Origin of the sequence: uncultured Shimia sp. (assembly GCF_947498095.1) — a bacterium.
In the GTDB taxonomy this organism is placed as follows: domain Bacteria; phylum Pseudomonadota; class Alphaproteobacteria; order Rhodobacterales; family Rhodobacteraceae; genus Shimia.
The window spans coordinates 1-11,777 of the sequence record NZ_CANMJE010000002.1; the positions used below are offsets into that span (position 1 = coordinate 1).

At 55.7% G+C, this 11,777-nt stretch carries 17 protein-coding genes, 1 tRNA gene and 2 pseudogenes; 9 read left to right on the forward strand and 11 right to left on the reverse strand.

Features of this window, described 5'->3' with window-relative positions:
* Positions 1-422: 422 nt before the first annotated feature.
* Complete coding sequence (locus Q0932_RS03160) at positions 423-815, reverse strand: hypothetical protein (protein WP_299349665.1); 393 nt, start codon at positions 813-815, stop codon at positions 423-425.
* A gap of 344 nt (positions 816-1,159) precedes the next feature.
* Between Q0932_RS03160 and Q0932_RS03165 the strand changes: the two are divergent.
* From Q0932_RS03165 to Q0932_RS03170, 3 genes and pseudogenes are all read left to right on the forward strand, one after another.
* Positions 1,160-1,282: pseudogene (locus Q0932_RS03165) on the forward strand (integrase); the annotation flags it as partial.
* A pseudogene (locus Q0932_RS20530) lies at positions 1,270-1,317 on the forward strand (hypothetical protein); the annotation flags it as partial. The pseudogenes Q0932_RS03165 and Q0932_RS20530, both read left to right, overlap by 13 nt.
* Positions 1,318-1,365: 48 nt before the next feature.
* On the forward strand, positions 1,366-2,151 hold the full coding sequence (locus Q0932_RS03170) for a hypothetical protein (protein ID WP_299350651.1): 786 nt from the start codon (positions 1,366-1,368) through the stop codon (positions 2,149-2,151).
* A gap of 268 nt (positions 2,152-2,419) precedes the next feature.
* Here the strand turns inward: Q0932_RS03170 and Q0932_RS03175 are convergent.
* A tRNA-Tyr gene (locus Q0932_RS03175) sits at positions 2,420-2,503 on the reverse strand.
* A 136-nt stretch (positions 2,504-2,639) separates the two neighbouring features.
* On the opposite strand from Q0932_RS03175, the gene rlmB reads away from it, so the two are divergent.
* The 3 genes from rlmB (at position 2,640) to Q0932_RS03190 (ending at position 4,483) form a co-directional block, all read left to right on the forward strand.
* Positions 2,640-3,419 (forward strand): 23S rRNA (guanosine(2251)-2'-O)-methyltransferase RlmB, encoded by a 780-nt coding sequence (rlmB, locus tag Q0932_RS03180; protein ID WP_299349667.1) that lies wholly within the window; start codon positions 2,640-2,642, stop codon positions 3,417-3,419.
* Positions 3,420-3,572: 153 nt separating this feature from the next.
* Positions 3,573-3,809, forward strand: a complete 237-nt coding sequence (locus Q0932_RS03185) for a hypothetical protein (protein ID WP_299349669.1) — start codon at positions 3,573-3,575, stop codon at positions 3,807-3,809.
* A 206-nt stretch (positions 3,810-4,015) separates the two neighbouring features.
* Positions 4,016-4,483 carry a CoA-binding protein gene (locus Q0932_RS03190; protein ID WP_299349670.1) on the forward strand — a complete coding sequence of 156 codons (468 nt, stop codon included), beginning with the start codon at positions 4,016-4,018 and terminating at the stop codon, positions 4,481-4,483.
* A 75-nt stretch (positions 4,484-4,558) separates the two neighbouring features.
* On the opposite strand, the gene Q0932_RS03195 is transcribed toward Q0932_RS03190, so the two are convergent.
* Both Q0932_RS03195 and hisF read right to left on the reverse strand, forming a co-directional pair.
* Positions 4,559-4,876 carry a phosphoribosyl-ATP diphosphatase gene (locus tag Q0932_RS03195; RefSeq protein ID WP_299349672.1) on the reverse strand — a complete coding sequence of 106 codons (318 nt, stop codon included), beginning with the start codon at positions 4,874-4,876 and terminating at the stop codon, positions 4,559-4,561.
* Positions 4,873-5,634 (reverse strand): imidazole glycerol phosphate synthase subunit HisF, encoded by a 762-nt coding sequence (gene hisF, locus Q0932_RS03200; protein WP_299349674.1) that lies wholly within the window; start codon positions 5,632-5,634, stop codon positions 4,873-4,875. Before hisF ends, Q0932_RS03195 begins: the two co-directional genes overlap by 4 nt.
* Before the next feature lie 99 nt (positions 5,635-5,733).
* Between hisF and Q0932_RS03205 the strand changes: the two genes are divergently transcribed.
* Complete coding sequence (locus Q0932_RS03205; RefSeq protein ID WP_299350613.1) at positions 5,734-6,180, forward strand: DUF302 domain-containing protein; 447 nt, start codon at positions 5,734-5,736, stop codon at positions 6,178-6,180.
* 8 nt (positions 6,181-6,188) lie between these two features.
* On the opposite strand, the gene Q0932_RS03210 is transcribed toward Q0932_RS03205, so the two are convergent.
* Both Q0932_RS03210 and hisA read right to left on the reverse strand, forming a co-directional pair.
* Entirely contained in the window at positions 6,189-6,476 is a 288-nt protein-coding gene (locus tag Q0932_RS03210; RefSeq protein WP_299349676.1) for a hypothetical protein, read from the reverse strand.
* An 8-nt stretch (positions 6,477-6,484) separates the two neighbouring features.
* Complete coding sequence (hisA, locus tag Q0932_RS03215; RefSeq protein WP_299349678.1) at positions 6,485-7,207, reverse strand: 1-(5-phosphoribosyl)-5-[(5-phosphoribosylamino)methylideneamino]imidazole-4-carboxamide isomerase; 723 nt, start codon at positions 7,205-7,207, stop codon at positions 6,485-6,487.
* A 134-nt stretch (positions 7,208-7,341) separates the two neighbouring features.
* On the opposite strand from hisA, the gene Q0932_RS03220 reads away from it, so the two are divergent.
* Positions 7,342-7,737: a DUF2147 domain-containing protein gene (locus Q0932_RS03220; RefSeq protein WP_299349680.1), complete on the forward strand. Its 396-nt coding sequence runs from the start codon at positions 7,342-7,344 to the stop codon at positions 7,735-7,737.
* On the opposite strand, the gene Q0932_RS03225 is transcribed toward Q0932_RS03220, so the two are convergent.
* Both Q0932_RS03225 and Q0932_RS03230 read right to left on the reverse strand, forming a co-directional pair.
* The gene (locus Q0932_RS03225; RefSeq protein WP_299349682.1) at positions 7,734-7,982 is read right to left on the reverse strand and encodes a WGR domain-containing protein; all 249 of its coding nucleotides are present in this window, start codon (positions 7,980-7,982) and stop codon (positions 7,734-7,736) included. The two genes, Q0932_RS03220 and Q0932_RS03225, sit on opposite strands and share 4 nt — an antisense overlap.
* Before the next feature lie 107 nt (positions 7,983-8,089).
* The gene (locus Q0932_RS03230) at positions 8,090-8,626 is read right to left on the reverse strand and encodes a peroxiredoxin-like family protein (protein ID WP_299349684.1); all 537 of its coding nucleotides are present in this window, start codon (positions 8,624-8,626) and stop codon (positions 8,090-8,092) included.
* A 97-nt stretch (positions 8,627-8,723) separates the two neighbouring features.
* On the opposite strand from Q0932_RS03230, the gene Q0932_RS03235 reads away from it, so the two are divergent.
* Entirely contained in the window at positions 8,724-9,446 is a 723-nt protein-coding gene (locus Q0932_RS03235; protein ID WP_299349686.1) for an AraC family transcriptional regulator, read from the forward strand.
* A 475-nt stretch (positions 9,447-9,921) separates the two neighbouring features.
* On the opposite strand, the gene Q0932_RS03240 is transcribed toward Q0932_RS03235, so the two are convergent.
* The 3 genes from Q0932_RS03240 to hisB all read right to left on the reverse strand — a co-directional run bounded on the left by Q0932_RS03240 (position 9,922) and on the right by hisB (position 11,690).
* Positions 9,922-10,269 (reverse strand): hypothetical protein, encoded by a 348-nt coding sequence (locus Q0932_RS03240; RefSeq protein WP_299349688.1) that lies wholly within the window; start codon positions 10,267-10,269, stop codon positions 9,922-9,924.
* A gap of 189 nt (positions 10,270-10,458) precedes the next feature.
* The gene (hisH, locus tag Q0932_RS03245) at positions 10,459-11,097 is read right to left on the reverse strand and encodes an imidazole glycerol phosphate synthase subunit HisH (protein WP_299349689.1); all 639 of its coding nucleotides are present in this window, start codon (positions 11,095-11,097) and stop codon (positions 10,459-10,461) included.
* 5 nt (positions 11,098-11,102) lie between these two features.
* A complete protein-coding gene (gene hisB / locus Q0932_RS03250; protein WP_299349691.1) occupies positions 11,103-11,690 on the reverse strand; it encodes an imidazoleglycerol-phosphate dehydratase HisB in 588 nt (195 codons plus the stop codon).
* Between the last annotated feature and the right edge of the window lie 87 nt (positions 11,691-11,777).

The window sequence follows — 11,777 nt, forward strand, 5'->3', positions numbered from 1 at the left end:
TCTTAAATGGCAGCAGCTGGCCCAAAGCTGCCCTTGGAGTACATCGCGGCGAACATCAGGTTGAGCCTAAGCCAGACTTTGCATCTTGGCGCAGGATTCTTCGCAATGGGCGGATACCGGAAGTTCGCTGCGCCTCGCTCGCGTGTCAGTTATGCGGACAATGCTCCTCTTCGAGCCGATGAGATCATTCATAGCAATCGGCCCAAAGTAGACGGTCGCGAGCTGAGAACAAAAAGGCCAGTCTCCGCATTTAGCTGACCTAAAACATCAGGCAACTGCGATAGACTATGAGCAATTGGCTGGATTTACACGGACAAGAATTGAAGCGAAGTTTAGAGTTTGGCTGGGGTAATGCATAGGATCACCCCAGCCGTCTCAGAGCAACCGAGGTTGTTTTTGCTCTGAAACGTTCACAATTCGGTTCATTTCAAAAGATCGTCAACAATCCCGACGGCGTCAACCACAGTCGAAAGATCTTCCGTTACCTCCAGAATCTCATTGTCGACTTTGATGTAGCGATTGCCTTTGCCCGGTTCGCCGAGCTTCCACTTGGAAAGGTCACCTATGTCGTCGAATTTTAGATCACCTGGAAGCTTGGCTCCACGCGTGTAACGCTTGATCTGTCCCGGAGGCACCGCTTTGCCGCCTTTGTCCAGCTTGTTGCCTTTACCGGGTTTGTCTTCGATCTGAATGCTAGCGCCAGCGTCCTTACCGCCTTTCTTGGGCTTCTTTCCCTTGTTGTCTTTGGCAAAAGCATCACTGGCACCGATAGTGAGAACCAATGTTGCCAAGGCAGCGGCTACAAACTTGAACATACTTTTCACCCCTTGTTACTTCGATATTCAAAATAGGGTTTGAGGCCTATTCCCACATAAAGCGCTATTACAAACTGAATTTCAATCTCAATCTCAAACCAAAGACTCAAGGGCCTTGGAGTTGAAATCTGTTTTGTCCAAGTGTTGAAGGTTTGCTTTTAGCGCATTGCCGTTATTGTCGCACCGTGCAGCAATTTACTCCTATGGGCTCGTAGCGGCAGTTTGCTGCGGGTTTCACAAAGGTCTGATGTACCGATGGAACCAGCCGTTCGATCAATTGGTAAAGTCGTTCGGTTGACGCGGTGTCGATGTTTGGAGTGGGAGGGACGGATGGAGGACGATCAATGTCCAATATTCAACTTCCCGCCATCAGACCGAAACGCACACCGTGGAATAAAGGGCGCCTGATCGGTCGGAAACGCCCGCTTCTTGCCAAGCAGGTCTGCGCAATCCGATCTACGTTGGAAAGACCCGGCACAAAGACGAGGTTCATGAAGGGCGTTATAAGGCGATCATCGATGACGCGACATGGCAATCTGTGCAAACCCAATTGGAAAACAATGGCGGTCGTGAAACCAGAACCAAGCGCCTCCGCACCGGTCGGATTTTGAATGGACTTTTGTTTGATTCCGCTGATCGGAAAATGCGCGCCTCCTATGCCAGCAAATTGGTGTGCCGGGATGGCGTGCAACAGACAAAACGCTACTGTTACTACGCTTCAACCAAGTCACAGCCAGATGACGAAGTTCCGGTCGAAAGCTTGCCGGCACAGGAAATCGAGCACGTTGTTCTTTCGGCTCTTGCCGACAAGCTCTCTGACCATGTTTGGGTTGCTGATCAAGCAAGGGCGCACATCCAGGATGCTGCTCTCATTGCGGACGCCCTTCGTGTGGCCGCTGCGTTGAGCCAAACTGAATATGGAAACGGCGAAGCTGATGCAAAACAAAATCTGCTATCGCTGATCATCCGTATCACAGTAAGGGCGGAAAAGTTACAGGTTACGATGAACCTGGCAGCGATGTTGAGGGCAGACACCACCGTTGAACCTATACCCGCCAACTTCGGCATTCCCTTCAAACGATGCCAGAATGGTCGCGCGAAGCCAATCGTGATCGCACCGCACAATACAGCGAATCCGGACCCGGAACTCATTGCACTGATTGTCGATGCACGGCGATGGGCAAGTGAGCTAATGGATGGAGCAGCTTATTCCGTTAAGCAAATCACGGACCGGGAAGGTTTGCGAAGTGGTGTGGTCAGTCGCATCTTGCCTCTTGCCTGGTTGGCACCGGATCTTTCGACTTCCATTCTGGAAGGTCGCCAACCTGGCATCTAACGGCGAAGCGTCTTCGTGACTTTCCAGAACTGCCGCTGGATTGGAGAAAACAGCGTGAGATTCTTGGGTTCCAACAGACCTGAAGCCACCGATAGGTCTCAAGACCTCACGCGAAACTGACGCGCTGAGACTTTCTCCGAAAACACCCGCAAAATGCTCTGATTAGAGCTCCAACTTGAGTTCTCTTGCGTCTCAATTGCCTGCAACCTATTGAAATCAAGTTGCTATTCGCTGCGTTTGCGAAAACTCAAGTTCGATGGGGGGAAAGTGGTGGGCGACCCTGGAATCGAACCAGGCGTGCGTCTCCGCGAGGGAGTTACAGTCCCCTGCCACACCTTGCGGCCTGTCGCCCACTTTCTTGACCTTGCGGCCTTGGTGTGAGGGGCTGATTACTGTGCCTGATCGGGGGCGTCAACAAGAAAATCTCTTGCAGGCAACCGCGAAGCAGCGCATTGGTAGATCGCTGACAAAATGCGGAAATTGAAGCAATGAAAAAGCCCAAATGGGTCGTGGAAAAGGAACAGGCCAAGCGTAAGAGCGGGGCCGAAACGGTGTGGTTGTTCGGACTGCATGCGGTGCGTGATGCGCTTGTGAATCCCGACCGAGAAAAGCTGCGCCTCGTGGTGACAAAGAACGCGGCCGACAAGCTGGCCGAAGCGATTGACACTTCGGGCATGACGCCGGAAATGACCGACCCGCGCCGGTTCAACGTCCCAATTGATGCGCAATCCGTGCATCAGGGGGCCGCGCTTGAGGTGAAACCGTTGCAATGGGGGGCGCTGTCGCAGCGTGCCATCGCTGATGACGACCGGCCACAGCGGTTGATCCTTCTGGACCGGGTGACCGATCCTCACAATGTGGGTGCCATTCTGCGCTCTGCCGAGGTGTTTGGCGCGCTTGCGGTGGTCGGCACACGCCATCACTCGGCGCCAGAAACCGGCGCTCTGGCAAAAACCGCAAGTGGCGCGTTAGAGCGCCAACCCTATCTGCGCCTGCGTAACCTGTCTGACGCGATCACGGAATTACAGGCGATGGGATATCTTGTGTTAGGGCTGGATGGCGAGGCAGAGCAAAGCATTGATCAGGCTCTGGACGGCAAACGAGACCTTCCTGTCGCCCTTGTTCTGGGGGCCGAGGGGCCGGGGCTACGCCAAAAAACCAAAGAAACCTGTGATGCCCTGGTGCGGATCGACTTTGCGAGCGACTTTGGTTCGCTCAACGTATCAAATGCCGCTGCAGTTGCGCTATACGCCTCTTTGCCTCGTTAAGTCTTCGTATTGCTCAAAATACCCCCGTCGGAGGCTCCAAATCGCGCAACAAAACCCTAGATATGGGATGAAGCGCAACCAGACCGGAGCAGACCCATTCCACACGCCACCAAGATTGCCACATGCTGTTACTGCGGCACGCGTGCCGCATTGGTGCTTAAGGGGAAGGCGCGGCATGAACTGGCATGCTCTACCTGCGGCGCGCCGCTACACGAGTTAAAGCAGATGCCGTCCTCAAGGCGAGACGCACCGCGTGAAAAGATCCGCGTGATCGAGGTGGCGGTGTCTCGCGAACGGCCGAAAAACAAGAAAAAGCATAAGAAACGCAAAAGCTGGTCGAAGAAGTTCAAAGAAGAGCTTTTCGATGCGATTGAAGATATTTTCGACTGAATCGGCAAAAAACTGCCCAGATTTAACCCGGTGTTCACAGGTTGTTGAGTACCCCTTTCCTCAACCAAAATGATCCCTATCTAGAGTTTCATAAGAGGCAGAACCGGAACTTCTGTTTCTTACTTCACTGTCCCTCGTTCCGTAACTTTAGCGCCCAAGGTCACTTGGGCGCTTTTTTCTTTCTGCGGCTCAGGTTAGCGTGCGGCATGGATTACTCAGACGAATTCTTAACTCGCGTGCTGCGGCGCACAAAAACGGTGGCTGTGGTTGGCGTTTCCATGAACTCGGTGCGGCCCAGTTATTATGTGGCGCGGTACCTGGGGCTCAAGGGGTATCGCGTGATCCCGGTCAATCCGGGGCATGCGGGCAAGATGCTGTTTGGTGAAACGGTGCGCGCGAGCTTGTCAGAGATCGAGGCACCCGTTGATATGGTCGATATCTTCCGTCGGTCCGAAGCGGTGCCACCCATCGTCGACGAAGCGCTTGAGGCTTTTCCGAATCTTAAAACGATCTGGATGCAAATCGGCGTGGTGAACGAGGCGGCCGCGGCCAAGGCCGCGGCAAGTGGCGTCGATGTGGTGATGGATCGCTGCCCCAAGATCGAATACCAGCGCCTGTTTGGCGAATTGCGCATGGGCGGGTTCGCGACGGGTGTGATTTCGTCAAAGCTTTAGGCGGTCAAGGGCTTTGCCCCTCTTGGCCCTAAGGGCCAATTCACCCCAGGATATTTGGGCCAATAGAAGCCGGGGTCAGGGCTTCGGGCGGGCGGCTTTCTCGGCAATCCCGCTAGTGCCTTGGCGACGCTCCAGCTCTTCCAGAACCTCGTCGAGGGAGACGCCGCGCGATTGCAGCATCACGAGCAGATGAAACAGTACATCCGCGCTTTCCGAGATCAAACCCTCGCGATTGTCTTTCACCGCTTCGATGATGGCTTCCACCGCTTCTTCGCCGAATTTCTCCGCGCATTTCTCAGGTCCTTTGGCCAGCAGCTTTGCAGTCCAGCTGGAGTCTGGATCTGCCTTGGCGCGTGCGGCAATGGTGTTTGCCAGATCGTTCAAAGTGGTCATGTCAGCCTCATCGGGATACCGGCGTCGACCATGTGCTGTTTGGCCTCTTGAATGGAAAACTCGCCGAAGTGAAAGATCGAGGCCGCAAGCACTGCGCTCGCGCCGCCTTTGGTCACGCCATCGACCAGGTGATCCAGTGTGCCGACCCCGCCCGAGGCAATCACCGGTACATCAACCGCGTCTGAGATGGCCTTTGTCAGGGGCAGGTTGAACCCAACCTTGGTGCCGTCACGGTCCATCGAGGTCAGCAGGATTTCTCCGGCGCCTTTCTCGACCACCAGTTTCGCGAACTCGACCGCGTCGATGCCTGTGGATTTACGACCACCGTGGGTGAAAATCTCCCACTTGCCGGGGCTGACGGTTTTTGCGTCAATCGCCACGACGATGCATTGGCTGCCAAACTGCGCTGCGGCCTCGGCGACCACGTCTGGATTGGCCACGGCGGCCGAGTTGAACGACACTTTGTCCGCCCCTGCCAACAACAGCTTGCGCACATCCTGGACGGTGCGCACCCCACCACCAACCGTGAGCGGAACAAAGCACTGTTCAGCACAGCGCTGCACCATGTCGATCATCACGCCGCGATTGTCATGGGTTGCGTGGATATCCAGAAAACAGATTTCATCCGCCCCCGCTGCATCATAGGCACGCGCGGCTTCAACCGGGTCGCCCGCATCACGCAGTCCGACAAAGTTCACGCCCTTGACCACGCGGCCATCGGCAACATCAAGACAGGGGATGAGACGGGTTTTGAGCATAGGTTTGCCACTCTCGCGATTGTCACGCAGTTGTTTATTCGCAATCGCCTTCACATGCCAGAGGATGCCAGAGAAGTTTTCACCGCTAACAGGAGTAGGATCGTGAAACAGTGGATAATCGCAGGCGCAATGATGGTGATGTCGGGGACAATGGCAATGGCTGAGATCGTTAGAATTAAGGCCTCAGGGGATGTTGCGAGCACGATGGAGGCGCTTGAAGCAGCGGTCAACGGCGCGGGTGCAACGGTCTTTGCCCGCGTGGATCACGCCGGTGGGGCGGCCAAAGTCGGGCTTGAACTGGCCGAGTCGCAGCTTTTGATCTTTGGCAACCCCAAGCTGGGCACGCCCGCCATGCAAGCTGACGCTTTGGCCGGGCTCTACCTGCCTCTCAAGGTGCTGGTCTATGCCGATGACGATGGGGACGTGTGGCTGGCCTATGAAGACCCGTCAGAAATGCTTGGCGATCTCAACGTGCCAGGGGATGCCGAATACCTCAAGAAAATGGCTGGGGCGCTGGGTAAGCTGACTGGCAAAGCAGCAATGTAGAAAATGGTTTAGGCCTTTGGGGTTCTTTGGCGTGAGATGAGCGCGAAGAGCCCCCAACAAAGTCCGACCGCCAATAACCAAGGGACGATCATCAACTGTCCCCATGCCGCGAAAATCATCAGTGAAACTGCGCCTTGGCCTATATCGTGACCAAGGACGATACAGGCCTGCACCAACCCGTCGTTGGTCTCACAGCTGAACACGAACCTAATGAAAAATACCGCGATCAGGCACATCAGCCAGAGCGCGACGGGCAGGGCCATCAGAGTGGCAAAGATGCGGTTTACGGACCGCATGGCAGAGATCAGCCTTTCATGAGGTCCAGAGCTTCGCCCAGATCAATCGCCCCATCATAAAGCGCACGACCTGAGATTGCGCCGTTCAGTGGTGCGCCGCAACTCTTGAGATTGCGCAGGTCATCCAAGGACGATACGCCACCCGAAGCAATCACGGGGATCGACACCGCATTGGCCAATGCGGCCGTGGCCTCGATATTCGGGCCCTGCATCGCGCCATCTCGGTTGATGTCGGTGTAGATGATCGCGGCCACACCAGCGTCTTCGAAAGATTTGGCGAGGTCGGTGACCATCACATCGGTTTCTTCGGCCCAACCCTTGGTGGCAACCTTGCCATTGCGGGCGTCGATGCCCACGGCGACCTTGCCGGGAAACTCTTTGGCAGCGTCACGAACCAGATCGGGATTTTCCACGGCCACGGTGCCAAGGATGACACGCGCCAGCCCTTTGTCGATCCAGCGTTCAATGGTCGCCATGTCGCGAATACCACCACCCAGTTGTGCCGGTACTTTGGTTTGTTTCAGGATCGCTTCAACTGGGGCGGCGTTAACAGGTTCACCTGCAAAAGCGCCGTTCAGGTCGACCAGATGCAGCCACTCACAGCCCGCATTGACGAATTCCAACGCTTGCGCGGCCGGGTTTTCGTTGAACACGGTTTCTTTGTCCATATCCCCATGCACCAGGCGCACTGCGTTTCCGTCTTTAAGGTCGATGGCTGGGTATAGGATCATGGCAGCACCTTGATTAGCTGGAATTTGCGCGCGGTTTGGCATGGGTTCGCCCGAATTGCAATGTGACCTCAAGTCAGGGTTGATCGAAATGTAGTGGTGGATCACACTCGGCCTAACAGATTGGGAGGAAGACCATGAAAAAGCTAGTGATGGCGACAGCCTTTGCCGTATTGGGCACCAGTGTGATGGCGGATCCGGCGGCAGGGCTTTGGAAAACCGAACCAGGTGAAACCGGTGGTTACCTGCATGTGCAGATTGCACCATGCGGCGCCGCACTGTGCGGGACAATTGCTGCGGCCTATGACGAAACCGGCGCAAAGTCGCCCGACTATGAACACATGGGCAAAAAGCTATTGTGGGACATGAACGCGGATGGTGGGGGCAAGTACAGCGGCGGCCAGATCTGGGCACCTGATACGGACAAAACCTATAAATCCAAGATGTCGCTCAGTGGCTCGACATTGAGTGTCCGCGGCTATGTTGGGGTCTCTGCGTTTGGCCGCAGCCAGGATTGGAAGCGCGTAAACTAAAGCAGACCCATCTGCACGGGGATCACTGCAAAACCCTTTTTCAGATCGAGCGCCTTCAGGCGCTCGACTTCGTTACGGGCCTCGGTCAGAGCAGGCAAATAGGTGCGCTCTTTCTGCGGCGCCTCATCCATCCGGCCCCATTCACGTTCCAGACACCAATCACCAAACAGCGTCTGGGTCACGCGCAAGACGTGATACCGCTTTTCGCGTTTGACGTGGTTGAATTTCTCCAGACGGATATGCACGCTTGGTCTCGTTTTGGTTTCGGACGCTCAGCTATGCATGGTCATGCACCCGCCGTCCAGCGGATGCATGCGCTCTTATGTTCAATTGTGTTGCGAAAACAACGGCCTCAGACGGCGCCCGTGTACTCGCCGCGTGCCGGGTAGTTGTTGGCAATGGCAAAATCCAGCGCGCCAACCAACTCCGAGAAATGCGGACGCACAAATGGCATGGTCTGCACCGAGCCATAGTAAAGCGATTGATCCGGCGACACCATGAACAGGCCTGGTTCCGAGAACAGAGCCGGCTCTTCGATGCCGATCGAAGTCGTGCCGCGTGAGGTCGAAATGTAAAGGCCCCATTCCTTGGCGACAGACAGCGGCAGGTCGTAAGCAAAGCGCAGCCCTTTGGCTTCGATTTTCTCGGCCATGGCCTGAGTGCGGTCTTCGCCGTCTGAGCTGACTGCGATGCATGTCACGCCGCGCTCGGCAAAGTCAGCCACGCGCTTTTCCAGCTCTTTCAGATAGTTGGCGCAGATCGGGCAATGCAGGCCACGAAAAAAACAGATCACTGTGCCGCGTTCGGACCCTTCAGAGGCGAGGTCAAACGTGCCTCCGCCGAGCAAGGGCAGCGTCAAATTTGGTGTTTTTTGGCGGGGGATCAACATGGGTCTTCCTTTGTATAGGTCTTGTGTTCTGTGGCATCATGTCAGATGATCAGGTTCGATAAATCCGAAAAACCATACCGAAACACCGGAATACGTAATGGACCGACTGACCACACTTGTTGAACGCTTTCATCTTTCGGTGACGGCTGCACCATTGTCCGAGGCTAACCTGATCGCCAAATCCGGAACGCGGGATGCGTCCGGGCAGGTGCTGTTTTATGCGCGCAGCTCCTGTCCCCAAAGCTGTGCGGGAGAAGTGCTGTTTTCGGCACGAGTTGCCTGGAGCGGATCAACCAACCCGCTGATGGCAGCACTCCCCGATTGCGTTGAAATGGATCTAGCCGATCATGCCGACACACTGGCGCTGGTTACCTTGATGCAGCAAGAGGTCGAAGGGCGGCGTTGCGGGGCGCAATCGGTGGTGAACCGACTGGGCGAGGCGTTGATTGTGCGCTTGCTGCGCCTGCAGATCGAACGTGGCTCCACCGAAGTGGGACTCTTAGCGGGTATGGCCGATCCGCGCGTCAGCCGCGCCATCGTCGCCATTCACGACCACCCCGACCGCCAATGGTCAAACGCCGACCTCGCCGACGTCGCGGGTCTTTCCCTGTCGCGCTTTAGTGAGCTTTTCACGCAGATTGTCGGGGAAACGCCGATGGGATATCTCAGACGGTGGCGCCTGATCCTTGCACGGCAGGATGTCGAACGCGGTGACCGCGTCGATGCAGTAGCGCGCCGCTACGGCTATGGATCCGCGGAAAGCTTCACAAGGGCCTTTCGGCGCGCTTACGGTCTAGCGCCAACGAATTTAAGGCATTGACTGCAAAGGCCCGTCACAAGCTCTCTGTGGGTCAAGCCAAGACCACTGAAATGCTCGGTTGGTTTCGCAGTCCACCAGAGTATCACAAGTGCCAAATGCGTATGTTGGAGGCTTTGCCTGCGCCAATGGCTTTACAAAAACCGTGTGTATGACCCGAGGGTTCTAGATTTAGCGGGTGTCAGGTTCACCTCTTTGGCTGGCCTCATACACGCGGCATTGGGTGCTTGAAAGATTAATGAGGTCGTTCCCTAAACTGGCCACGCCAAGTTCACGAGAAAGGTTACCAGAAAGTAGGCAAGAAAGCGTTTCCAGTTCCATTGATGCTTGTCTTCTTGACCAAGAATTCCACTTTTGGCCAATACAGCGTTAGTCGCCAACAGGGCGATGACAATGAGTGCCGCGTGCGCAAGATCAAAATGCATCTCTGTTTAGTCCTTGCTTTCCATTTGCCAAAAACCGGTATCCAGCAATGGACCTAGCACCCTGGGAAAAGCCAGCGGTCGGCTTCCGACAGATCACCGGGACAACCTACGATATCTTTCGAATTCCAGAACTCTCCGGGCATACCTTTTGAGTCGAAGTTACACTGAAACGTGAAATCTTGACCCTCAAACCCCAGGACAAAACCATTCACGGGAATGGAACCGTCAACCCGAGCGGTTTGCAGTTCAACCCTGACGTCGTCTATTGCCACCCCAAGCCGTCCCGAGGCAATCCGTTCACAGTTGTTCATGAGGTCCACCGGATCAGTGGAGTTCGCCTGTGCCCACAAAGGCGAAAATGTAAGCAGCCCAAGCAGCGTGGCTTGTGAAAATCGATTCATTCGTTTCCTCGTCTCTCTTGTCCAAATCTGAACAGGCGCAAATAAACCTAGTGTTACGAGAAACTAGTTTTGTCTGGAAAGATTTCAAACTTTCTTGGCAGCGGGATGGTGTCCGCATAAACAACAGCCGACGTTCCGTGTTGTTTTTGGACAGCAGGCCGCGGGCCTTTCCAATGGCAGTAGCGTCTCTTAGGGCGTCCAGCGCAGGAAATTCCCGATCATTCGCAGCCCGACATGCTGACTTTTCTCCGGGTGGAATTGCATGCCCAGCATGGTATCTTTACCAATGATGGCCGTGACATCACCGCCATAGTTCACGTAGGCAATGCGCTCTTCCGCGGCATCAACGTGAAACTGATAGGAATGCACGAAATAGGTGTGATCGCCGGTCTCAACGCCTTCAAGAACCGCATGGGGCCGTTCGATCACCAGATCGTTCCATCCCATGTGCGGAACCTTTAGGGCTTTGTCCTCGGGGGTGATGCGCACAACATCGCCGGACACCCAACCCAGTCCCGCGGTTTCTTCGTACTCGTGCCCGGTGGTCGCCATCAGTTGCATGCCGACGCAGATGCCGAGGAAAGGGCGCCCCTTGTCCTCAACCGCTTCAACCATCGCGTCATAGATGCCTTTATGACCGCGCAGCTCTGCCGCGCAGGCCGGAAAAGCGCCATCGCCGGGCAGAACCAGCCGGTCCGCCCGCGTTACGACATCCGCATCCGAGGTAACGATAACTTCGCCACCGTCAACCTCACGCGCCATACGTTGAAAGGCCTTTTCTGCCGAGTGCAGATTGCCCGATTCATAGTCAATAATGGCCGTCAGCATGCTGGTTACAGCGCCCCTTTGGTCGAGGGAATGGCATCGGCTTTTCGTGGATCGGTCTCAACCGCTTCGCGCAACGCCCGCGCCACGGCCTTAAAGGTCGCTTCGGCTATGTGGTGGCTGTTAAACCCGTGGATCTGGTCGATGTGCAGCGTGATGCCACCATGCGTGCTGAGTGCCTGGAAAAACTCGCGCACCAGTTCTGTATCGAACGTGCCAATTTTGTCGGTTGGCATGTCGACATTCCAAATCAGGTAGGGCCGGGCCGACAGGTCAAGCGCCGCACGCACTTGCGCGTCATCCATTGGCAGATGGCACGCGGCATAACGGCGAATACCCTTTTTGTCACCCAGCGCTTTGGTCAGTGCTTGGCCCAGAGCGATGCCCACGTCTTCGACCGTGTGGTGGTCGTCGATGTGATAATCCCCCTTGGCGCGAATGGTCATGTCGATCAGCGAGTGGCGCGACAGCTGGTCCAGCATATGGTCAAAAAAGCCAACGCCGGTGTTGTTGTCATAAGTGCCAACGCCATCAAGATCGATCTCGACGGTAATCTCGGTTTCCGCGGTGCTGCGGGCGACGGTTGCGCTGCGCATGGGGTAATCCTCTGGCTGGTTCGCAGGTCTTATAGGAGGGGGATCGGCCAAGGCCAAGATGCACGTTTCGGGATTGTGAAAGGTGCG

Excerpts from the sequence above, each read along its gene's own strand:
- Q0932_RS03160 (WP_299349665.1), bottom strand. The coding sequence starts at position 815 with ATGTTCAAGTTTGTAGCCGCTGCCTTGGCAACATTGGTTCTCACTATC.
- rlmB (WP_299349667.1), top strand. The coding sequence starts at position 2,640 with ATGAAAAAGCCCAAATGGGTCGTGGAAAAGGAACAGGCCAAGCGTAAG.
- Q0932_RS03190 (WP_299349670.1), top strand. The coding sequence starts at position 4,016 with ATGGATTACTCAGACGAATTCTTAACTCGCGTGCTGCGGCGCACAAAA.
- Q0932_RS03195 (WP_299349672.1), bottom strand. The coding sequence starts at position 4,876 with ATGACCACTTTGAACGATCTGGCAAACACCATTGCCGCACGCGCCAAG.
- hisF (WP_299349674.1), bottom strand. The coding sequence starts at position 5,634 with ATGCTCAAAACCCGTCTCATCCCCTGTCTTGATGTTGCCGATGGCCGC.
- Q0932_RS03210 (WP_299349676.1), bottom strand. The coding sequence starts at position 6,476 with ATGCGGTCCGTAAACCGCATCTTTGCCACTCTGATGGCCCTGCCCGTC.
- hisA (WP_299349678.1), bottom strand. The coding sequence starts at position 7,207 with ATGATCCTATACCCAGCCATCGACCTTAAAGACGGAAACGCAGTGCGC.
- Q0932_RS03220 (WP_299349680.1), top strand. The coding sequence starts at position 7,342 with ATGAAAAAGCTAGTGATGGCGACAGCCTTTGCCGTATTGGGCACCAGT.
- Q0932_RS03230 (WP_299349684.1), bottom strand. The coding sequence starts at position 8,626 with ATGTTGATCCCCCGCCAAAAAACACCAAATTTGACGCTGCCCTTGCTC.
- Q0932_RS03235 (WP_299349686.1), top strand. The coding sequence starts at position 8,724 with ATGGACCGACTGACCACACTTGTTGAACGCTTTCATCTTTCGGTGACG.
- Q0932_RS03240 (WP_299349688.1), bottom strand. The coding sequence starts at position 10,269 with ATGAATCGATTTTCACAAGCCACGCTGCTTGGGCTGCTTACATTTTCG.
- hisH (WP_299349689.1), bottom strand. The coding sequence starts at position 11,097 with ATGCTGACGGCCATTATTGACTATGAATCGGGCAATCTGCACTCGGCA.
- hisB (WP_299349691.1), bottom strand. The coding sequence starts at position 11,690 with ATGCGCAGCGCAACCGTCGCCCGCAGCACCGCGGAAACCGAGATTACC.